16 protein-coding genes and 7 pseudogenes are annotated in these 20,543 nt (G+C 64.8%); 17 read left to right on the top strand and 6 right to left on the bottom strand.

Going from position 1 to position 20,543, the window contains the following annotated elements; translation table 11 throughout:
* The first annotated feature begins 26 nt into the window (after positions 1-26).
* From ACFQH2_RS02580 to ACFQH2_RS02570, 3 genes are all read left to right on the top strand, one after another.
* The gene (locus tag ACFQH2_RS02580) at positions 27-944 is read left to right on the top strand and encodes a hypothetical protein (RefSeq protein ID WP_377077018.1); all 918 of its coding nucleotides are present in this window, start codon (positions 27-29) and stop codon (positions 942-944) included.
* A gap of 99 nt (positions 945-1,043) precedes the next feature.
* On the top strand, positions 1,044-1,223 hold the full coding sequence (locus ACFQH2_RS02575; protein ID WP_377056518.1) for a hypothetical protein: 180 nt from the start codon (positions 1,044-1,046) through the stop codon (positions 1,221-1,223).
* Positions 1,220-2,590 carry an OFA family MFS transporter gene (locus ACFQH2_RS02570; protein WP_377076426.1) on the top strand — a complete coding sequence of 457 codons (1,371 nt, stop codon included), beginning with the start codon at positions 1,220-1,222 and terminating at the stop codon, positions 2,588-2,590. Before ACFQH2_RS02575 ends, ACFQH2_RS02570 begins: the two co-directional genes overlap by 4 nt.
* Positions 2,591-2,658: 68 nt before the next feature.
* Here ACFQH2_RS02570 and ACFQH2_RS02565 read toward each other — a convergent pair whose 3' ends face one another.
* On the bottom strand, positions 2,659-2,925 hold the full coding sequence (locus ACFQH2_RS02565) for a putative inorganic carbon transporter subunit DabA (protein ID WP_377056514.1): 267 nt from the start codon (positions 2,923-2,925) through the stop codon (positions 2,659-2,661).
* On the opposite strand from ACFQH2_RS02565, the pseudogene ACFQH2_RS02560 reads away from it, so the two are divergent.
* Together ACFQH2_RS02560 and ACFQH2_RS02555 are read left to right on the top strand one after the other, a co-directional pair.
* Positions 2,917-3,233 (top strand): annotated as a pseudogene (locus ACFQH2_RS02560) (rubredoxin-like domain-containing protein). The gene ACFQH2_RS02565 and the pseudogene ACFQH2_RS02560 sit on opposite strands and share 9 nt — an antisense overlap.
* A gap of 30 nt (positions 3,234-3,263) precedes the next feature.
* Positions 3,264-4,163 (top strand): ketopantoate reductase family protein, encoded by a 900-nt coding sequence (locus tag ACFQH2_RS02555; protein WP_377056510.1) that lies wholly within the window; start codon positions 3,264-3,266, stop codon positions 4,161-4,163.
* 3 nt (positions 4,164-4,166) lie between these two features.
* On the opposite strand, the gene ACFQH2_RS02550 is transcribed toward ACFQH2_RS02555, so the two are convergent.
* Together ACFQH2_RS02550 and ACFQH2_RS02545 are read right to left on the bottom strand one after the other, a co-directional pair.
* Positions 4,167-4,520 carry a NifU family protein gene (locus ACFQH2_RS02550; RefSeq protein WP_377056508.1) on the bottom strand — a complete coding sequence of 118 codons (354 nt, stop codon included), beginning with the start codon at positions 4,518-4,520 and terminating at the stop codon, positions 4,167-4,169.
* 81 nt (positions 4,521-4,601) lie between these two features.
* A pseudogene (locus ACFQH2_RS02545) lies at positions 4,602-4,921 on the bottom strand (DUF5783 family protein).
* A gap of 99 nt (positions 4,922-5,020) precedes the next feature.
* Between ACFQH2_RS02545 and ACFQH2_RS02540 the strand changes: the two are divergent.
* Positions 5,021-6,091: a S1C family serine protease gene (locus ACFQH2_RS02540; protein WP_377056504.1), complete on the top strand. Its 1,071-nt coding sequence runs from the start codon at positions 5,021-5,023 to the stop codon at positions 6,089-6,091.
* A gap of 93 nt (positions 6,092-6,184) precedes the next feature.
* On the opposite strand, the pseudogene ACFQH2_RS02535 reads toward ACFQH2_RS02540, so the two are convergent.
* Positions 6,185-7,385: pseudogene (locus tag ACFQH2_RS02535) on the bottom strand (MFS transporter).
* A gap of 209 nt (positions 7,386-7,594) precedes the next feature.
* Here ACFQH2_RS02535 and ACFQH2_RS02530 point away from each other — a divergent pair.
* From ACFQH2_RS02530 to ACFQH2_RS02520, 3 genes and pseudogenes are all read left to right on the top strand, one after another.
* A pseudogene (locus tag ACFQH2_RS02530) lies at positions 7,595-8,884 on the top strand (O-acetylhomoserine aminocarboxypropyltransferase/cysteine synthase family protein).
* A 58-nt stretch (positions 8,885-8,942) separates the two neighbouring features.
* A pseudogene (gene metX / locus ACFQH2_RS02525) lies at positions 8,943-10,171 on the top strand (homoserine O-acetyltransferase MetX).
* A 49-nt stretch (positions 10,172-10,220) separates the two neighbouring features.
* Complete coding sequence (locus tag ACFQH2_RS02520) at positions 10,221-10,901, top strand: class I SAM-dependent methyltransferase (RefSeq protein ID WP_377056496.1); 681 nt, start codon at positions 10,221-10,223, stop codon at positions 10,899-10,901.
* A 63-nt stretch (positions 10,902-10,964) separates the two neighbouring features.
* Here the strand turns inward: ACFQH2_RS02520 and ACFQH2_RS02515 are convergent, their stop codons facing one another.
* Positions 10,965-11,513, bottom strand: coding sequence for a DUF1684 domain-containing protein (locus tag ACFQH2_RS02515; RefSeq protein ID WP_377076425.1), 549 nt, complete (start codon positions 11,511-11,513; stop codon positions 10,965-10,967).
* 89 nt (positions 11,514-11,602) lie between these two features.
* On the opposite strand from ACFQH2_RS02515, the pseudogene ACFQH2_RS02510 reads away from it, so the two are divergent.
* Positions 11,603-13,932: pseudogene (locus ACFQH2_RS02510) on the top strand (ATP-dependent DNA helicase).
* Between the two features lie 164 nt (positions 13,933-14,096).
* Here ACFQH2_RS02510 and ACFQH2_RS02505 read toward each other — a convergent pair.
* Positions 14,097-14,870, bottom strand: coding sequence for a sulfurtransferase (locus tag ACFQH2_RS02505; protein WP_377056490.1), 774 nt, complete (start codon positions 14,868-14,870; stop codon positions 14,097-14,099).
* A gap of 252 nt (positions 14,871-15,122) precedes the next feature.
* On the opposite strand from ACFQH2_RS02505, the gene ACFQH2_RS02500 reads away from it, so the two are divergent.
* The 7 genes and pseudogenes from ACFQH2_RS02500 to uvrB form a co-directional block, all read left to right on the top strand.
* Positions 15,123-15,992, top strand: a complete 870-nt coding sequence (locus ACFQH2_RS02500) for a sulfurtransferase (RefSeq protein WP_377056488.1) — start codon at positions 15,123-15,125, stop codon at positions 15,990-15,992.
* Positions 15,993-16,182: 190 nt separating this feature from the next.
* The gene (locus ACFQH2_RS02495; RefSeq protein WP_377076424.1) at positions 16,183-16,518 is read left to right on the top strand and encodes a VanZ family protein; all 336 of its coding nucleotides are present in this window, start codon (positions 16,183-16,185) and stop codon (positions 16,516-16,518) included.
* A 69-nt stretch (positions 16,519-16,587) separates the two neighbouring features.
* Complete coding sequence (locus ACFQH2_RS02490; protein ID WP_377056484.1) at positions 16,588-17,208, top strand: rubrerythrin family protein; 621 nt, start codon at positions 16,588-16,590, stop codon at positions 17,206-17,208.
* Positions 17,209-17,263: 55 nt separating this feature from the next.
* Entirely contained in the window at positions 17,264-17,806 is a 543-nt protein-coding gene (locus ACFQH2_RS02485) for a hypothetical protein (RefSeq protein ID WP_377076423.1), read from the top strand.
* A complete protein-coding gene (locus tag ACFQH2_RS02480) occupies positions 17,755-17,907 on the top strand; it encodes a hypothetical protein (RefSeq protein ID WP_377076422.1) in 153 nt (50 codons plus the stop codon). Before ACFQH2_RS02485 ends, ACFQH2_RS02480 begins: the two co-directional genes overlap by 52 nt.
* Positions 17,908-18,268: 361 nt before the next feature.
* On the top strand, positions 18,269-18,463 hold the full coding sequence (locus ACFQH2_RS02475; protein WP_377056478.1) for a hypothetical protein: 195 nt from the start codon (positions 18,269-18,271) through the stop codon (positions 18,461-18,463).
* Between the two features lie 43 nt (positions 18,464-18,506).
* Positions 18,507-20,540 (top strand): annotated as a pseudogene (gene uvrB / locus ACFQH2_RS02470) (excinuclease ABC subunit UvrB); the annotation flags it as partial.
* Positions 20,541-20,543 lie beyond the last annotated feature (3 nt).

Below are 20,543 nucleotides of genomic sequence, written 5' to 3'. Positions count from 1 at the left end.
TATTTGCCAGACAAGCGCGGGGGCGGATGGACGCCCCGCTGGTCATGTCTTCGAGGATCGACCCTACCGAAATCGACGACGAGGCGCACAACATGGACGTCGTCGAGCGGTACTCACTCGACTTCTACGAGGCGACCCGGGAGATGGCCGATCCGGAGTCGGTCGACGTCGAAATCGCCGAGGATACGCTCGGCACGGATCTCGAATACGCCGGCTTCGGCCACACGCACGACACCACGGACATCGCGCTCGGGCCGGATCTGTCGGCGTACAAAACGCTCGACTCGATGATGGACAAGATGAACGCCCAGCTAGAGCTATCGAGAAAGATCCGGGCCGTCGACGAAACCGACGTCGCAGAGCGGGTGATCGAGTACCACTTCCTGCCGGATCTGATCGGGAACCTCCGGGCCTTCTCCCGCCAGGAAACGCGCTGTCTGGACTGCGGCGAGAAGTACCGCCGGATGCCCCTGTCCCGCGAGTGTCGGGAGTGTGGCGGCCGGGTGAACCTCACCGTCCACGAGGGCTCCGTGAACAAGTACATGCAGACCGCGATCACGGTCGCCGACGAGTTCGGCACGCGCGATTACACGAAACAGCGACTGGAGGTGCTGGAGACGAAGCTGAGAGCATCTTCGAGAACGACAACAACAAGCAGAGCGGTATTGCGGACTTCATGTGAACCGCTCGGAGTCCAGCCACGGGTCGCCCGGTCAGGCACTGGTATTTTATTCTGGCCGTCCAAGCCATGGACAATGTCGTTACTCGGGGGCTTTCTGGACTGGTTCGGCGAGCAGTCGATCGAGATGCAGGTGGGAACGACCGTCGCCCTGTTCGCGGCGCTGTTCGTCGCCGGACTGTACACGCTGGGACTCGTGCCGCTGGTGATCATCGTCGCCGTGCTGATCGACCACTGGGTGCGGGGCCAGGATGAACCGGCCTGATCGGGGCCTGCCGCGGAGCGATAGCTGACCGGGTCGGCGAGTCAGTCGTCTACGAGCACCCTGCGGCACGTTTTTTACCGCACCGTTCCTCGTTGTGGTGTGATCAGGGACGAATCCCACGGACAGGTATCGGTCCGCGCGGCCGTTGGCGGGCAGAGTCCGGGAACCGACTCGGTCGAGTCCGGCGGCGGGACCACTTCGGATGGTGAAGGGGTGTCGGAAGCTATCGGGACAGTCGGGAAGCGATTCGCCCCCGCAGCGACCGCGTCGTGGCGATGAGTACGGCCGACGAACTCGGTGCCAGAGCCAAGTCGCTGCTTGGCTACTCACGCTGGTGGCAAATCGCCGCCGCCGCAGTGATGATGGCGCTCGTGAGCCCCTACCAGTACGTCTGGTCCTCGCTCGAGGGGCCGCTTGCGGCCGAACTCAACGCTTCCCTGTCAGCGCTGGGGTTCGTGTTTACCCTGTTCGTCGTCGTGATGTCGCTCGTCCAGTTTCCCGCGGGGTGGTGGCGGGACCGCTACGGCCCGCGAACGGTGACGCTCACTGCCGGTGTTCTCGCCGGGGCGGGCTACGTCGCGCTGGCGTTCGCCACGGAACTCTGGCAGGTGTACATCGCCTACGGCGTGGGTGCAGTCGGTGTCGGCATGGTCTACACGGTGGCGGTCAACACCGCGCTCAAGTGGTTCCCCGACAAGCGCGGACTGACGACCGGCGTCGGCACGATGGCCTTCGCCGCCGGTAGCGCGGCGTTCGTCCCGTTCCTCCGGTACATGATCGGGGAGGGACGCCTGACGACTGCGCTCTGGAGCATGGGCGTTCTCATCGCCGTCGGCGTCGTGGTCGGCACCGTCATCCTCAAGGACCCGCCGGTGGGTTGGCACGCCGCTGATGACGGCGCGGCGGCCGCCGACGAGGAGGAGCAAGAGGGCACGTCTGCTGCCGACCCCGGTGACGCGGCCGAACGAGCACCGGACGGCGGCCAGTATCAGTACTCGTGGACAGAGATGATCCGGACCTGGCAGTTCTGGGTGATGTACTTCATGTTCGTGGCGGTGAGCGCGGCGGGCCTGATGATCACGGCTCGGAGCATCCTCTACGCGGAGCAGGCGGGACTCTCCGCGGGCGTCGCGACCGCCGCGGCGACCGTCCTCCCTGTCGCGTCCGGGGCGGGACGCCTCGTCGTCGGCGGGCTTTCGGATCGGTTCGACCGCGAGCGCGTGACGGCCATCTCCTTTCTCCTCTGTGGCGTCGGAACGATCGGCGTCGTCCTGCTCGCCGGGATCGAAAGCGGCGTCGGCTACGTCCTCACGGTCGCCATCGCCGTCTTCTTCTGGAGCTCTCAGTTCTCGCTGTTCCCCAGTATCGTCGGCGATTACTACGGTACGAAACACTCCTCGACGAACAACTCGCTGGTGTACTCGGGGAAGATCTGGGGCGGGATCTTCGGCGGCGGCGTCGTCGGCTGGCTGATCGGAGTCATCGGCTGGGAGGCCGCGTTCCTGCTCGGTGGGGGCTGCGCTGGCCGCGGGCGTCGCTGGCTTCCTCCTGCGGCCGCCGTAACGACGGTCAGTCGTCCGCGACGGTCGGGCTTGTCGCCGGTTCCGGACCGCTCCGGGCCGGTTCCTCGGTCGGCGTCCAACTGAGGTCCCTATCGTAGTGGAACGCACGGTGCTCGCGCTGGGGGTCGACAACTATCGAGGGCCGGTCGTTGTCAAGTAGTTCGGTGACCGGCGACGAAACCTACGTTTCCGGCTAGCGCCCACTTCGGATGCGTCTCCGCCCAGTCGACGGTGCGGCGCTCACCGTTCTCGATAGCGACTTGCCGGAACGATACAGCGCAAACCCCGCGGCCGACATGGTTTGATATAGCGGCATACAATATACGAATAGAGCGTGCAGCAAGCGCCGACAGAGGTAGGGAGCAGATCAGCAGGTGGAAGCCGATTCTGAGCAGCGGTATTCGTTTATAATGGATCATGTCGTATGCTACCGTATGAGTCAGCAAACCGAATCGGACGTGTCACTGGGGGCAGCCATCTACAACGACGATGGGACGAAACTGGGGACTGTCCGGGGTTCGACGAGAGCGGGTTTTACGTCAGACTGAATCCCGATGCCGATGTCGACGCCGTCGAACGGCTTCGCTCGGGGCAGAGCTACGGCGAGATGAACCTGATGTGGCGCTGCTGGCAGTGTGGTGAGATCGGTAGCATCGATTCGATGCCCGAGGAATGCCCCTCCTGTGAGGCAGGGAAGGAGGAACTGTACTACTGGACCGAGGACTAGCTTTTTCGCTGTGGGACACCCCGTTCGGGTATGGAGATCGTCGTCTTCGGGGCAGGGAGCCTGGGAACGTTACTGGGAGGCCTACTCGCAACCGAACATCAAGTCACTCTGGTGGGGCGGGATCCACACGTTTCGACAGTACGCGACGACGGACTGTACATCGACGGGGAGTTTGACCACAGAGTGCACCCGGACGCGACGACTGACGGACGAGATCTGACTGCGGATCTCGTCGTCGTCGCCGTCAAAAGCTTCGATACCGAGCAGGCCGCGGGAACGCTCTCATCCGGGACGTTCGACGCCGTACTATCGGTACAGAACGGCATCGGAAACGAGGCTGTGCTCGAAGAATATCTGGATTGCCCGGTCCTCGCCGGCACGGCGACGTACGGTGCACGACTCGAAGCCCCGGGACACGTGGCGTGTACAGGAACAGGCACCGTAACAGTCGGCGCGGCCGCAGGCGGCGTCTCCCCACTCGCGGACGACGTCGCCGCCGCGTTCGACGCCGCCGATATCGATGCCACAGCGGTGGCGGATATGCCCAGACGGCTCTGGCAGAAACTCGCGGTCAACGCCGGTATCAACCCGATTACGGCGCTCTCACGGGTGCAAAACGGGGTACTCGGCGAGGGGTCGACGAATCGGCTCGCCCGCCGCGCCGCCACCGAAACGGCCCGGGTCGCCAGAGCGGAAGCGGTCGAACTCGCAGACGAACGCGCAGTCGGCGCTATCGAGAAAGTGATCGACGGGACCGCGAACAACCGCTCTTCGATGTATCAGGACGTCGTCGCGGGTCGACGGACGGAGATCGATGCGATCAACGGCGCAGTGGTCGACCGTGCGGACGAACACGGGGTCAACGTGCCGGTCAACGTAACGCTCGCGACGCTCGTTCGGTCGTGGGAGCGAGAAAACGGGGGCCGGTAAGTATCAGAACGGGGCCTGTGGGCCTTCGTCAGCGTCGTCGTCGCTGGATTCACCGGGGAACGACGGGCTCATACCGCCTTCGCCGCCGTGACCGGCAGATTCGCCTGTTCCGGCGTGGACCTTCTCGACTTCCGGAATCTCCTTGACCATGCGGCTTTTGATCGCCTGAATCGTCATCGGAGAGATACCACAGCCACTGCACGCGCCGCCAAGCTGGATATCGACTTCGCCGGTCTCTCGGTCGATGTTCTGAATCGCTGCGCTGCCGCCGTGCATCTGTATCTGTGGGAAGTTCCGTCGCAGGAAGTTCGCAATACGCTCTTCAAGGTCGTCCCCCTCGGCTGTCTCGGTACTCATAGAGACCAGTTGGGCGCGACCGTCCTTAGACCTTTGGTCTCCGGTTGCCCCGGATCGGCCGAACGGCCGTCTCGGAACGGTTTACTCGCTCTGCAGGCCGAACACGCGCTGTAGTTCGGCCTCGATCTCGTCGAGGTAGATCTCGAGGGTCTTTTCAGCTTCTCGTCGTCGACGACGATGGCACTCACACGCTCTGTCGGGTTCTCGGGGAGTTCGATGCGGAAACCGCCGTCCTCGTAGAACGGTTCGCTCTCGTTGAGCACCTGCTGATCGATGGCGTGGATTAGCTCCGAGTCGTAGGCGTCGTTCATCGTCTCGAAGGCGTTCTTGTAGGCTCGCTGGAGTTCGGGGAAGTAGTTGGCATACTTGTCCTCGAACTTTTCGGGGTCGAACTCAGTCATATCCGGGGTAAGGAGGCTTGTACACAAAAGTAGGCCGGAAACGAGGCAGGTGGTATCCTGTGCGAGCGATATATCCGCCCGGCGGCCTAGAAATGGCGTATGGGAGAGAAGCAGGCGACCAGACGGTGGTTCCTGTCGGCGACGGGCGTGGCTCTTGTCACTGCGAGTGCGGGATGTATGGACACGTCGGACTCGGACGAGGAGCAGAACGGGGGAGAATCGTCACTGAACCACTCGGATGAATCCGACGTCGACAGCCCGTATACACAGGTCTACGAGGCGGTGATCGACTCCGTCGTCCTTGTACAGGTCACGGGGTCGGAGTTCGGTCAGGGCGAGGGAACGGGCTTCGTCTACGAGGACGGCTATCTGATAACGAACAACCACGTCGCGGCCGGTGCCGAGGAGATCAACGTCCAGTTCAACGGCGGCGAGTGGCGTCCCGCCTCGGTGGTTGGGACCGACCAGTACAGCGATCTTGCGGTGCTCGAGGTCGACGATCCACCGGAATCGGCGACGTCGCTCTCGCTATCGGAATCCGACGCAGTCGTCGGACAGGAAGTGGTCGCAATCGGCAACCCGCTTGGACTCGACGCCTCCGTTTCACGGGGTATCGTAAGCGGCGTCAACCGCTCGCTCCCGAGTCCGACAAACTTCAACATCCCGGACGCCATCCAGACCGACGCCGCGGTAAACCCCGGTAACAGCGGGGGGCCGATGGTCAATCTCGACGGCGGCGTCGAGGGCGTGATTTTCGCCGGAGGCGGAGATAACATCGGGTTTGCCATCTCTGCGGCGCTGGCCCGGCGTGTCGTCCCGGCGCTCGTCGAGACGGGCGAGTACGAGCATCCGTATCTCGGGATACGGTTCTTGCCGGTAACCCCGGCAATCGCCGAGGCGAACAACCTCGACGAAGCGCAGGGCGTACTGATCGCGGGCGTCGAACCCGGCGGACCGGCCGACGGCAAACTCCAGACGGGCACCGGACCAGCGAACATGGAGGGCGACGTAGTCGTCGCAGTCGACGGAGAAGAGATCCAGGACGGGAACTCGTTTTCGTCGTATCTGGCGCTCGAAGCGAGCCCCGGGGAGACCATCTCGATGACGGTGATCCGCGATGGCGCCGAGCAGTCGATATCGGTCACACCGGGATCCAGAAACGGCGCCTGACGGCGATACGGGCTATTTTCGACCGATCGGACCTGTGTTGGGAGTGACGGCTGTCAGAGGTGGTAAATCATATACCGCTATACGAAAACTCAGTCAGTCCGACGAACCAGCGGTGACCGTCGGCACATCGCCGAGACCGAGTCTGAGGAACGCAGGCAGCGTGACGATGGCGATCAGGACTTCCAGCCCACCGACGACGAAAAAGGCCAGCGGATAGCCGTACGCGCCGGCGATGGTACCACCCAGCAGGAATCCGGCGAAAAAGCCGACGCTACCGAAGAGATTGAACCCGGCCATCGCCGTCCCGCGGTCGATATCGCTCGCGACGTCGGTGACGAGCGCCATCGTCGCGGGCGCAGCAACGCCCCGAGGACGCCGATGACGACCATTCCAGCGCCCGCGAACTCGACCCGCTCGACCAGGCCGATGGCTGCGATCCCCAGGCCGTACAGCGAGGAGCCAACGACGATGGGTATCGTCCGCCCGATCCGGTCCGAGAGCGCACCCATCGGATACTGTAGCAGGGCGAAGGGGGCGAAAAACAGCGCGAGCATAATCCCGCTCTCGCCGGGCGAAAGGTCGAACGCCGACTCGAAGTAAGCAACGCCGACGAGCGCGAAGAAGCCGGCAGTCATGCGGTCGATCATGCCGAAGGCGTAGGGAATCGACAGCGTCGGCGTCCGCCGGATCGTCGCCAGGGCTTCGCGGGTACTCCGCCGTCCCTGCGGCGCCCGGTCCTCGACGAGCGTGACGAGCAGGCCGACGGCGGCCAGCAGGACGGTGGCGGCGTACAGCGGCGCGACCGGTGAAAGTTCGGTCAACTGGCCGCCGATCGGCGCGCCCATAGCGGTTCCGAGGCCGATAGCGATCCCTGCCGCGCCCATGTTCCGGCCGTGGCCGCCATCGAGATCCATCAGCATCGTAATCGCGAGCGAGAACGCACCGATAGTCGCCGCGCCCTGGACGACGCGCAGAATGAGGACGGTCTCGAACGAGGCAAGCGAGAGACGCGGCAGGAGGGCGAGTACGCCGTACCCGAGCGCACCGCCGAGCGCACCGACGACGATCCACGGCACCCGGCGTCCCGTCGCATCGCTCACCGCCCCCAGATCCCGACAAAGAGGATGAACGCGGCGAACTCGGCGCCGAGAAACCACATCCGTGGCTGGAGGTCGGTCGTCGCGCCGAGCGTCGCGACGAGTCTGCCGAGACCAGGGTAGAGAAGCACCTGCGCGAGCAGGACGACGTAGATGACCGCCGCGAGCAGGACCCGTTCGCGTCGAGTCGAAGACACGCCGGAGTATTGGGGTGCGATCCGGTTACCTGTTGCGTTTCTGCCCGTCTCCGCTCCCCTATCGACAGTTCAGCGCCAGTAGGGAGCGAGGGTACACGACGACTCGATTCGTTCGACGACGAGAGTGTGGCATGCAAACAAGCGACAATATTTGCGAATATTGCCGTAACTCTGAGTTATAGGAGTGTAGAGATATATGCATACTACACATGACCGACCCGGACCTCCCGAAGTTTCGGACGCGGAGCCTCCACGCGGGGCAGTCGCCGGATTCGGCGACGCGCTCACGTGCTCCGCCGCTCTACCAGACGACCTCATACGTCTTCGACGACGCCGACCACGCCGCGGAGCTGTACGCACTCGACCGCGAGGAGGACATCTACTCCCGGATCAGCAACCCGACTGTCTCGATGCTGGAAGATCGGCTGGCTGATCTGGAAGGGGGGCCGGGGCGGTGGCGACGGGTAGCGGGATGGCCGCGCTCGACGCCGCGACGCTCGTGCTGGCGTCGGTGGGCGATAACGTCGTCTGCTCGACGGATACCTACGGCGGGACGGCGGCCTATCTCTCGCATACGGCGCGACGGCGCGGCATCGACGTCGAGTTCGTTCCGACGCTCGACGTCGACGCCTACGAGGAAGCGATCGACGAGGACACCGCCTACGTCCACGTCGAGACGGTCGGGAACCCCTCGCTGGTGACGCCGGATCTGAGGCGATCGCCGAAGTCGCACACGAGCACGATACGCCGCTGTTCGTCGACAACACCTTCGCGACGCCCGCGCTCTGTCGCCCGCTCGAACACGGTGCCGACCTGGTCTGGGAGTCGACAACCAAGTGGATCCACGGGTCGGGAACGACGATTGGGGGGTGCTCGTCGAGGACGGGGAGTTCGACTGGGCGGCCGGCGGCTACGAGGAGATTGCGGGCCAGAACGAGGCCTACCACGACACGGACTTCACGCGCGATTTCCCCGACGCCCCGTTTTCGGCCGCGGTCAGATACCGCTCGCTGCGCAGTCTGGGCAACCAGCAGAAACCGTTCGACGCCTGGGAGACCCTGCAGGGACTCGAAACGCTGCCGATCCGGATGGAGAAACACTGTGAGAACGCCGCAATCGTCGCGGAGTATCTCGACGACCACGACGACGTCGCGTGGGTCTCCTACCCCGGACTGGAGAGCCACGAGACGCATGGGAACGCAAACAAGTACTTGCAGGGAGGATACGGTGGCATGGTCGCGTTTGGACTCGAAGACGGCTACACCGCCGGCAAGCGCTTTTGCGAGGAGACCGAACTGGCGAGTTTCCTGGCGAACATCGGCGACGCGAAGACGCTGGTGATCCACCCGGCGAGCACGACCCACGGGCAGTTGACGCCCGAAGAACAGAAAGAGGCCGGCGTGACGCCGGATCTGGTGCGCCTGTCGGTCGGCATCGAGGACCCGGCGGACATCCTCGCGGACGTCGAACACGCCATCCAGGAGGCGACAGCGAAATGACGAGGACATATCGGACAGTGCCGACACGGACTGACGCCCCTGCGACGGAGGGGCGTCGATGAACGCCGACGCCGGGGTACTCAGCCTCGGAGAGTTCGAGTTCGAGTGCGGCGAATCGATTCCCCAACTGGAAGTCGCCTACGAGGCCTACGGCGAGTTCACCGGCGACAACGCGGTGCTCGTCTGTCACGCCCTCACCGGGAGCGCCCACGTCGCCCACCGGCGACTGGACGACGAACCGTCGGACGCCCAGCCCACGGGCGGGCAGGCCCACGCCTGGTGGTCCGACATCGTCGGTCCCGGGAAAGCTATCGACACGAAGGAGTACTACGTCGTCGCCGTGAACGTTCCCGGCTCCTGTTACGGGACGACCGGCCCGGCGAGCACGAACCCCGATACGGGCGAGCCCTACGGCACGAAGTTCCCGCCGGTGACCGTCGGCGACTGGACACACGCACAGCGGCAGGCGCTCGACGCGCTCGGCGTCGGTCGGCTTCACGCCGTCGTCGGCGGGAGCGTCGGCGGCATGAACGTGCTCGACTGGGGGAAGCAGTACCCAGACGACGTGCGACGGCTAATCCCCATCGCGGCCGCGGGTCGCGTCGATCCCCAGTGTCTCGCGCTCGATTCCATCGCGCGGCGAGCGATCCGCGCCGATCCGAACTGGAACGGGGGCACTACTACGACGGCGAGCCACCGTCGGACGGCCTCGCGCTCGCCCGACAGATCGGCCACGTCATGTATCTCTCGAAGTCGTCGATGAGCCAGAAGTTCGGCCGACGGGCGGCGGGCCGCGACGCTGGCGGCGAGCCGTTCCCGACTGACGCCGCGGCGGCGTTTTTCCCCTACCGTGATGTCGAGTCGTATCTCGACTATCAGGCAGACAAGTTCGTCGACCGGTTCGACGCCAACAGCTATCTCTACCTGACGCGGGCGATGGACAACTACGACCTCGCCGCCGGCTACGAGGACGACGCGAACGCGCTCGCGGCCTACACCGGCGAGGCGCTCGTGATGAGTTTCACCGGCGACTGGCATTTCACGAGCGAGCAGTCCGAAGCCCTGGCCGACGCCTTCCGAGAGGCCGACGTCGAGGTCGCCCATCACGTCGTCGAGTCCGACCACGGCCACGACGCCTTCCTCGTCGAACCGAACAGCGTCGGCCCGCCGGTCGCGGACTTCCTCGAAGCGGGCGTCGACGGCAAGGCGGTGACTGACACCGACGACGACGGTCCGTCCGAGGACAGCGAGTTCGCGCCGGTCCACACCAGCCTCTTTTCGGACTGAGCGCTACGGCTTCTGAACCTATTTTGCCCGCGGCCTGCATGCCCCCTGTATGAGCGTACGCGAGGAGTTCGACGACTGGGCGACCGAGGGACGGGACCGCGGGATGGAGCAACGCCACTGGCACACGGCACGGCACGTCCTCTCGCGAATGCCGGTCGAGGAGGGCGATACGGTACTCGATCTGGGCTGTGGGAGCGGCTACGCCGCCCGCGCGCTCCGTGAGGCCGGCGGGGCGGACCGAGCCTACGGACTCGATGGCTCGCCCGAGATGGTCACCAACGCGCGAGAGTACACCGACGACGACAGCGTCGGCTTTCTCATCGGCGACTTCGGCGACCTCCCCTTCGCCGACGACAGCGTCGACCACGTCTTCTCGATGGAAGCGTTTTACTACGCCACCGATCCGGTCGAGACGCTCCGCGAGATCAAGCGGATCCTCCGGCCCGGCGGCACCTTCTACTGTGCGGTGAACTACTACGAGGAGAACGTCCACTCCCACGAGTGGCAGGAGTTCATCGAGATCGAGATGACCCGCTGGGATCGCGACGAGTACCGCGCGGCGTTTCGCGAGGCCGGACTGCACGTCGCCGGGCAGGACAACGTTCCGGATCGAGAGACCGAGATCCCGGCGACGAGCGAGTTCCCGACCGAGGAGTGGCAGACGCGAGACGCGATGGTCGAGCGATACCGGGAGTTCGGGACGCTCCTGACGGTGGGCGTCGCGCCGTAGCGACTGAGGGCTGTTTGTATACAAGGAGACGTTCCGATCGGGTCGCAGACGAACTATCGATCCTCAGAGCGACTTCTCGCCGGCAGGAATCACGACGTCGAGCCAGTTCTCCTTGGGCGGAAGCGGGCAGGCAAAAGTGTCGCTGTAGGCACAGAACGGCGAGTACGCGAGGTTGAGATCGAGCGTGATCTCGTCACCTCGTTCGAGGTCGCGGTCGGTCTCGAACTCGATGTACCGGCCGCCGGAGTAGGTCTGCTGGCCGGTCGTCTTGTCGCGGAACGGGACGAAGTAGCCATCGTCGCCCTCCTGCTGGTAGGCGTGGAGGGTCTGTTCGGTGCCGTTGACGATGAACGCGAGCGTCAGCACGCGGAGGTAGCGGACCTCGGTGTCCGCGCTGGTCTCCATGGTGATGGGTGCGGGGTCCTCGTGGACGGTCACTGCGGCGTCGACACGGTACTCGGGGTCCGGGTCGAAATACTGCCCGTCGAACTCGTCGCGCTCTTCGGGCGGGATGGGTGACTGGCGGTGCTCGGCGAGGAAACGGTCTTTCTCGTCGCGCTGGGCGCGGAGTTCCTGCTTCCAGACGTCGACGTCGAACTCGGTGTTGCTCATACTCTGCGTACCCGGCCGACGACCAAAGGGGCGTTGGCTGGCGTCCGGTCCACAGTCTTTTAACCGAACGGCCGCCGAGTGAGTACCGAGTGACAGAGAACGACGACTGGCGGACGGTGTTCGGCCATGCAGAGCCGTACGACGAGCAGGTCGATGGCGTCGAGACGGCGATAGAGGCCGCCCGCGATGGCGGCTTCCTCGCGCTGGAGGGTGCCTGCGGGACTGGCAAGACGATGCTGGCGCTGGCCGCAGGCATCCACCTCGTGCGCGACCCCGACTCGGCCTTCGAGCGCGTGCTGGTGCTGACGAGCGTCAAGCAACAACTCCGCCAGTTCGAGGAGGATCTAGAGCGGATCAACAGCAATCTACCCGATGACTGGCGGGACATCTCGGGGCTGACGCTCGTAGGGAAGGCGGACGTCTGTCCGTACAGCCGCGAGCGGGCGGCGGGAATCGACGACTCGAACGTCTACGACCGCTGTGAGGACCTCCGGGAGACGACGCGGGGGCTGACCGGTGACGGGCCGACGACTGCGGCGGCACTGGCCAGCGACGCCAGAAGCCAGCAGGTCGGCCTGGCGGATTCGGGACGCGATGGCGGCGCGGAGTTCCTCGAAACCGCGGGTGAGGCCTCGCCGTACCCTGCAGGAATGCCCGAACACGAAGGAGCCCAGTACTGCCCGTTCTACGCACGGTATCTGGCGGACAGACCGGACGACGCCGACGGGGATCCGGCCGAGGCCGTCCCCTTCGACTTCACCGATGCCGGGCTGATGAGCCCAGACGACCTCGTCGCCGAATCGGCCGCCGCGGGCACCTGCCCGCACTCGATGATGGGGGCGATACTCGGTCACGCCGAGGTCGTGGTCGGCAACTACTATCACGCGTTCGATCCGGCGACGACTGGCTCGTTTACCGGCGCGCTGCTCGATGACTCGACGTTCGTCGTCTGTGACGAAGCGCATATGCTGGAACCACGGGTGCGGGATCTGGTCAGCGACTCCGTCGGCGACCGCACCCTGCGAGACGCCGAAAGCGAACTCACCAGGGTGCTTCAGGCCGTCGAGTTCGACGACCGCGAGGCCGAGACGAGCGCGGACGCCGATCTGGTGCGGGCGGAACTGGAGGACGCGGAGGTCAGCATCGACGAGGTGAAGACGACCCGCTCGTTCGTACAGGATCTCCGCGAGGAACTGGACCGACAGGTGACCGCGCATCTGGAGCGCGAACACCGCGGCTGGAAGAGTCGGCTGAACGATCTTCCGGACGACGAGATTCCCCTGCGGGATCCGGAGACGCCACAGATCGACGAGATCAGCGAGTGGGCCGAGCAGGCGGGCTACGGCGACCGGGTATGGAGCCGTGCCGAGACGGTCGGCGCGGTGGTAAAGCGCATCCTCGACGAGGCCGAGGAGGAGACCAAACAGCGCGCCGCGCCGAGCGTCGGGCGCGTGCTCGGCCGGTGGTACCGCGCGGATCATGAACGCCACTTCCGCGAGGTCGAACTCGACCGGACGTGGGACGACCTGGAGCCGACTGGCTCGTGGCGGCGGGCGTACAACGCCGGGCTGACCATCCACAACTGCGTGCCAGGCGACGTCATCGGCGAGCGACTGGCGGACTTCGGCGGCGGCGTCCTGATGAGTGCGACGCTCGAACCGGTCGATATCTTCGCCGAGGTGACCGGGTTAGAACACCTCCGAAGCGAGGAGGAGCGGCCGGTCATCGAACGGACCTACCCGCTCTCCTTTCCGGCGGAGAACCGCGAGAGCTTCGCCGTCGACCTCCCGAAGTTTACCTACGACAACCGGGGGGACCAGCCGAAGAGAACGCGACCAGACGCGCCTACGCCGACGCCATCGAGGCCGTCGCGACGAGTCCGGGCAACGTGCTCGTCGGGATGCCAAGCTACACCGAGGCGGAGTGGGCCGCCGAACGGTTGCGAGAGCGCATCGACAAGCCCGTCCTGATCGACGAGAGTAGCGGCGACGACGCTACTGAACGACTGAAAGCGGAGTTCTTCGACGGCGCGGGGAAAGTGCTCGTGACGAGCCTTCGCGGAACGTTGACCGAGGGCGTCGACTACCGAGGTGACCGGCTCTCGGCGGCGATGATCTGTGGCGTTCCCATCGTCGACACGACGTCACCCAGAACCCGCGCGGTGCGGACCGCGTACGACGACGCGTTCGGCGAGGGCTTCGAGTACGCCCTGACCGTACCGGCAGTTCGGAAGGCCAGACAGGCAATCGGCCGGGTGATCCGGAGCCCCGAGGAGGTGGGCGTCCGCGTGCTGGCCGACGCCAGATACGCCCGGGATAGCTGGAACAGCGTCCGCGAGTACCTGCCACACGACGAGTTCCAGCCGGTGAGTCCGGACATGCTGGAGTTGGGACTAGAACGATTCTGGGGACAGCACTGACGAACCACGAGCCAGTGCCACTCCGAGGAAACCAAAGCAATTATATAAGTGCTCTAACTACTAGCAGATCCGCAGTTACCCGATAGCCGTTGGCATACCCCTTCATTTCAACTGGAGATCACGCAGACAGCGTCAGGATTGGTCGTCTCTGTCGTCCGGTTCTATCAGTCCGTCGTCGAGAGCGGCCCGTCCGCCGCAGTCCACTCGGTGAGGCTGCCCTCGTAGAAGTCCACGTCCTCGTATCCGAGATGGCTGAGGACGGCATAGGTGTGGCTGATCCGCCGGGCCGTGTTGCAGTAGAGCACAACTCTTCGGTGCGGTGTGATCCCGTGGGCTTCGAGAACGTCGCGGAGCTCCGGCTCCGGCCGGAGGCCCCGGCTCTCGTCGTCGACGAGGTCTTTCCAGTTCAACAGGACGGCCCCGGGAATGTGACCCTCGTCGTACTCGCTCTCGTCGCGAGTGTCGACCAGCACGGCGTCGGAGTCGTCGATTGCGGCCTCGACGGCGTCGTACTCGACCAGCGGCGTCGTCTCGGGCAGGGTCACCTCGTAGTCGGTCGCCTCGATGTCGGGTACGTCCGTCGTCGTCTCGTGTTCGCGGTTCCACGCGCTGTAGTCGCCGTCGAGCAGGTAGAGCGGTTCGTGACCGTAACAGAGCGCCGTGACGAGAAAGCGTGCCGCGAAGACGCCGTGGGTGTCGTCGTAGGCGACGATCGGATCGCCGGGTTCGATTCCCGCCTCGGAGAGCAGCGAGGCGAAGACGTCGGCACCCGGCAGCATGCCGCTGTCGCCCTCCTCGGAGCGGAACCGGTCGAAAGGTATCGAGACCGCGCCGGGGAGGTGTCCGATCCCCGAATACTCCCAGTCGTCGCGGACGTCGACGACCTGTACCTCGTCGAGTCGGTCAGCAAGCCACGCCGGCGGGACGAATTTGATCATATAGGTCAGTACGACGGCCAATCCTAATAAAAGCGGGAAACTGCCAGCCGTAACCGTCGCTCCCTGAAACATGTTAAATTTGCCGGTATTCGGGTGGGTAGTGAGAGCAGTGTCGGGGTTGGAACTCCAAACGCCCTGAAACCCGATCCATGCCGGGGAGAGTACCAGCAATAATTTCCCAGAAGTGGCATGAGAGGCGGTTGCTGCCGGGGGTACAGAGCCTTTAATGATGGCTATCGTACGGAGTTGTGTATGACAGACACCGAGTACGCAAACGATGTACTTGTCTCGGCCGACTGGGTCGAGGACAACCTTGCAGAGTTCGAGAGTGATGACCCGGCCCACCGACTGGTCGAGGTCGACGTCGACACCGAAGCCTACGACGAGGCCCACGCCCCCGGCGCTATCGGCTTCAACTGGGAGACCCAACTGCAGGATCAGACGACCCGTGACATCCTGACCAAGGAAGACTTCGAGGACCTCCTCGGCAGTCACGGCATCACCGAGGACTCGACGGTCGTCCTCTACGGTGACAACTCCAACTGGTTCGCCGCCTACACCTATTGGCAGTTCAAGTACTACGGTCACGACGACGTGCGCCTCCTCGACGGTGGCCGCGAGCACTGGCTCGACAACGACTATCCGACGACCGACGAAGTGCCGGACTTCTCTGCCGTCGAGTACGACGCGTCCGGCCCGCGCGAGAGCATCCGCGCGTACCGCGACGACGTCGAGAACGCCATCGACCGCGGCCTGCCGCTGGTCGACGTTCGCTCGCCCGAGGAGTACTCCGGCGAGATCCTCGCACCCCCAGGACTGCAGGAGACCGCCCAGCGCGGCGGCCACATCCCCGGCGCGGAGAACATCTCCTGGGCGGCCGTCACCAACGACGACGGTACGTTCAAGGACTTCGACGAACTGCAGGAGCTCTACGCAGACTACGACATCGAGGGCGACTCGACGACGGTCGCGTACTGCCGTATCGGCGAGCGCTCCTCGGTCGCCTGGTTCGCGCTCCACGAACTGCTCGGCTACGACGACACGATCAACTACGACGGCTCCTGGACGGAATGGGGCAACCTCGTCGGCGCACCGATCGAGAAAGGCGCGGGCGACGACTGAGCGTAGCGATTGAGTCGGCCTCGTAGTGGAGCGGGGAGCAACGACTCGCGGAGAGTAAACCGCGTATCTTCACGCTTTTATCGTAGTACTGCCATCGAGTAGTCGATGGCTCGGCTTCCTCCTCTCTCCCGCGCTCCGCTGGAGCGGCGTCGCCGTCGCCGCCGCAGCGATCATCGCCGTCTCGCTGTTCGTGGTCCCGCCAGAGACGCCGGACACCGGCGCGGTCGGCTTCGATAAACTCTGGCACGCCGCGACGTATCTGGCGTTCGGGCTCCTGGTCGCCTACGCACTGGTCGGAAGCGACCTCGCCATCGCCATCAAAATCGCGCTCGTCTTCGGCATCGCGACGCTCTTTGGCGTCGGTATCGAGGTCGCCCAGTCGTTCGTTCCGTACCGACAGTTCGAAGTCGCCGACATGGTCGCCAACGCCGCCGGCGCGGCGCTTTCCTGTGGCTGGTACGGGATCGAGCCGCGAGTGCAGTTCGTCGGTGTACGCAGTGAGGACGGCAGCGAGCGGAGCAGGTGAGCCGTCAACACGGTCGGACGGGGGCGCCAGTCCGGAGGTTACAAACACCCGAACGTCGTACTCGCGTATATGACTGCGAGCGAGTTCGACGACAGCGTCCGCGCGGACAACGAAACAGCCCTTTCACGGCTTGGCTCGTCCAAGTCGCTATACGCGATTACCGACGGCGAGATGACGGAGGAAGCGGTGCTACAGACTGCGGCCGACCGGATTCACGCCGCCAGCGAGACGGTAGCGTCGTGGGTCCCCCAGGAAAGCCACGGTGACGCCGCCGCGGCCTACGACGAGGTCGCGAGCGAAGAAGCCGACCACTACGAGGAACTGCTCGACAAGCTTGGCGAGCACGACGCCGAGGACGTGCCGCCGGTTCAGACACAGCTTCGAGACGCCGACAGCACGGTCGAACGACTGGGCGGCCTGTTCGGTGCGGCGCTCGTGGCGGGCAAACTCACCGAACAACGCACCGGCTTCTTCGTCGGCGAGGCGGATCCGATGACGGCGTCGACGTTCCGCGGCTATGGCGACGTCCTCGACGAGCGCGAGAAGCGTCTCCTCGACCTGCTGGCGGACATCTGCGAGGACGACTGGGAGACGGCCGAAGACGCCGCCAGCGACGTGATCCAGACGGCCTACGAGGAGTACACCGACCGACTCGAAGCGATGGGCGTGAACCCCAAGCCCGTCTGCTGAGACGGTCCGAAGCCGATAGTCACCTTTTCCTCGGCCCGTCGGCAACGATGAGCCGATGGGAGACGACGGCGAGCCAGTCGAGTGGTCAGTCCTTCGAGAGACGCCGCTGTTGCGGTGGTTTAGCGCCGGTACCGTCGCCTACATCGGCGGCTCCTTGCTCGCGGTCGTGTTCGTCTATCCCTTCGTGGCGACGCCCTTTGCCGATCCGCTCTCTGCCGTGCTCTACGGCGTCGTTGCGCTGGTCGGTGTCGCGCTTGCTCTCTACGTCCTGTTGCCAATCGTCGCCCGGAGCCGCCGCGGTGCGGACACGGCCAGCAGTTCGGACGGACGCGACTGGGGGCGGCGGGACGGCCTGCTCGTCGCGGACGTGGTCGCTCTACAGCTACTGCTGGCGTACGTTCTCGGCGCGATGACGCTGACGATCAACGGCGCGGTGGCCGGCGTCCTGTTCGTCACAGCAGCGGTCGTCTTCCCGGCACGGGCCCTGCTCGAGGGGCTGGAAAGTACGACCCCGAGGCTGATCGGATCACGTTCGAGGGCCGCACCGTGGATCTGGCGACGGTCGAGTCGATCCAGCCGGTGCCGCTTGGCTCGGTGACGTACCTCCGGCTACAGTTCAGCGAGGGGGCGTCGGGTCCACCGGGAATCGCAATGCCGACCGGGACCTACGAGCAGTTGGCAGATCGGCTCCCGGATTAGACGCCTTCGAGATCCTCCCGATACGTGGCGATCAGATCGCGGGCCTCGGTGACGAGGCCGGCGGCGTCGCCGTCGAGGTCCCCCTCGATGTCGTGAAGCTTGTTCGTCTCGCGGGCGAGTCGCCCGTGGTCGACCTGCGCATCGCCTGTGGCTAGCTCCGCGAGCGCATCCGAGCGCTCCTCTGCCGGTCGCGATGCTGGTCCGCGAGTTCGCTTGCTTCTCGAAGCGTGTCGCTGGCGTCGGAGAGTTCGTCGGCCATATGTGATTGTTCGTGAGACGCCGATAAATGCGTTCTGACAGACGTATATTATATATCTCCCGATACATAGCTACTTCCGGCCCGACTGTGTTGTCCCCCGACATGGGAACCTCGGGGGCTGGCGATACATCGAACCAGTGGAAAGTCGGGCTGCTGATCGTCGTGCTCGTGCTCGCTGGGTTCGGTGCGGGATGGGGGCTCTTCGTGGCTCTCGAACTGCCGTTCGGTATCGTCGCGGGACTGGTCGGTGGCGCTCTGACGTTCGTACTGTTCTCGTACGGCTACTACGGCCGCTGACCGACCCGAGCGTCTCAAGTGGCTCGCGCACCTGTCTCCGTCAATGAGTGACACGAACTCCGGGCCGCTCTCGCCCGACCGGCCGGAGCAGGAACGACCCTTCGAGGTGGACGCACCGTTCGACCCCGCGGGCGACCAGCCCGAGGCGATCAAACAACTCGCAGAGGGGTATCGCTCCGGGATGGACGAACAGACCCTGCTCGGCGTGACGGGGTCGGGAAAGACCAACACCGTCTCGTGGGTCGTCGAAGAGATCCAGAAACCGACGCTGGTGATCGCACACAACAAGACGCTGGCGGCACAACTGTACGAGGAGTTCCGGAGCCTCTTCCCGAACAACGCCGTCGAGTACTTTGTCTCGTACTACGACTACTACCAGCCCGAAGCCTACGTCGAGCAGACGGACACCTACATCGACAAGGACGCCTCGATCAACGACGAGATCGACAAGCTTCGCCACTCCGCGACGCGCTCGCTGCTCACTCGCGACGACGTGATCGTCGTCGCCTCGGTCTCGGCGATCTACGGCCTGGGCGATCCGACCAACTACGAGGGGATGTCCCTGCGACTGGAAGTGGGCCAGGAGATCAGCCGCGAAGAGCTTCTGAAACAACTCGTCGATCTGAACTACGAGCGCAACGACGTCGACTTCACGCAGGGCACCTTCCGGGTGCGGGGCGACACCATCGAGATCTACCCGATGTACGGCCGGTACGCCGTCCGCGTCGAACTTTGGGGTGACGAGATCGACCGGATGATCAAGGTCGATCCGCTGGAGGGCACAGTAGAGAGCGACGAGCCAGCAGTGCTCTTTCACCCGGCCGAGCACTACTCCGTCGACGACGAGACGATGGAGGAGGCCATCGCGCGGATCGAGTCGGACATGCACGACCGGATCGATTACTTCGAGCGCAAGGGCGACATGCTGGCGGCCCAGCGTATCGAGGAGCGCACCACCTTCGATCTGGAGATGATGCGCGAGGCGGGCTACTGCTCGGGGATCGAGAACTACTCGGTCTACCTCTCCGACCGCGAGTCCGGCGACGCCCCCAATACGCTGATAGATTACTTCCCCGACGATTTCCTGACGGTGATCGACGAGTCCCACCAGACGATTCCGCAGATCAAGGGGCAGTTCGCGGGCGACAAATCGCGCAAGGAGTCGCTCGTCGAGAACGGCTTCCGACTGCCCACCGCCTTCGACAACCGCCCGCTCACCTTCGAGGAGTTCCAGGAGAAGACCGATCGGACACTGTACGTCAGCGCCACGCCAAGCGACTACGAGCGCGAACATTCGGATCAGATCGCCGAACAGATCGTTCGCCCGACCCACCTCGTGGATCCCGCTATCGAGGTCGAGAGCGCGACCGGACAGGTCGAGGACCTCATGGAGCGCATCGACGAGCAGGTCGAGGCGGGCGACCGGACGCTGGTGACTACACTCACGAAGCGGATGGCCGAGGACCTCACCGAGTATCTCGAAGAGGCCGGCGTCGACGTCGCCTACATGCACGACGAGACGGACACGCTCGAACGCCACGAGCTAATTCGCTCCCTGCGACTGGGAGAGATCGACGTCCTCGTCGGGATCAACCTGCTCCGGGAGGGGCTGGACATCCCGGAGGTCTCACTGGTCGCCATCCTCGACGCCGATCAAGAGGGCTTCCTGCGCTCGGAGACGACGCTCGTCCAGACGATGGGCCGCGCGGCCCGGAACGTCGACGGCGAGGTCATCCTCTACGCCGACGAGGTGACCGACTCGATGGCGTCGGCGATCGACGAAACTCAGCGTCGCCGCGAGATCCAGGAGGAGTACAACGCCGAACAGGGCTTCCAACCGACGACGATCCAGAAGGAAATCGGCGAGACGAACCTCCCCGGCAGCAAGACTGACACGAGCGACGTCTCCGGGGAGGGGCCCAGCGACGAGGACGATGCCGCCCGGCAGATCGATGAACTCGAACGGCGGATGAGCGAGGCGGCCGAGAACCTGGAGTTCGAGCTCGCGGCGGACATCCGCGACCGGATCCGGGAGCTACGCCAGGAGTTCGACCTCGGCGGCGACGACGAGGGCGTGCCG

The sequence above is a fragment of the Natronoarchaeum sp. GCM10025703 genome (genome assembly GCF_042661985.1).
GTDB lineage: Archaea > Halobacteriota > Halobacteria > Halobacteriales > Natronoarchaeaceae > Natranaeroarchaeum.
The sequence above is the reverse complement of the archived record's forward strand: the minus strand, read 5'-3'. Positions and strand labels throughout refer to the sequence as shown.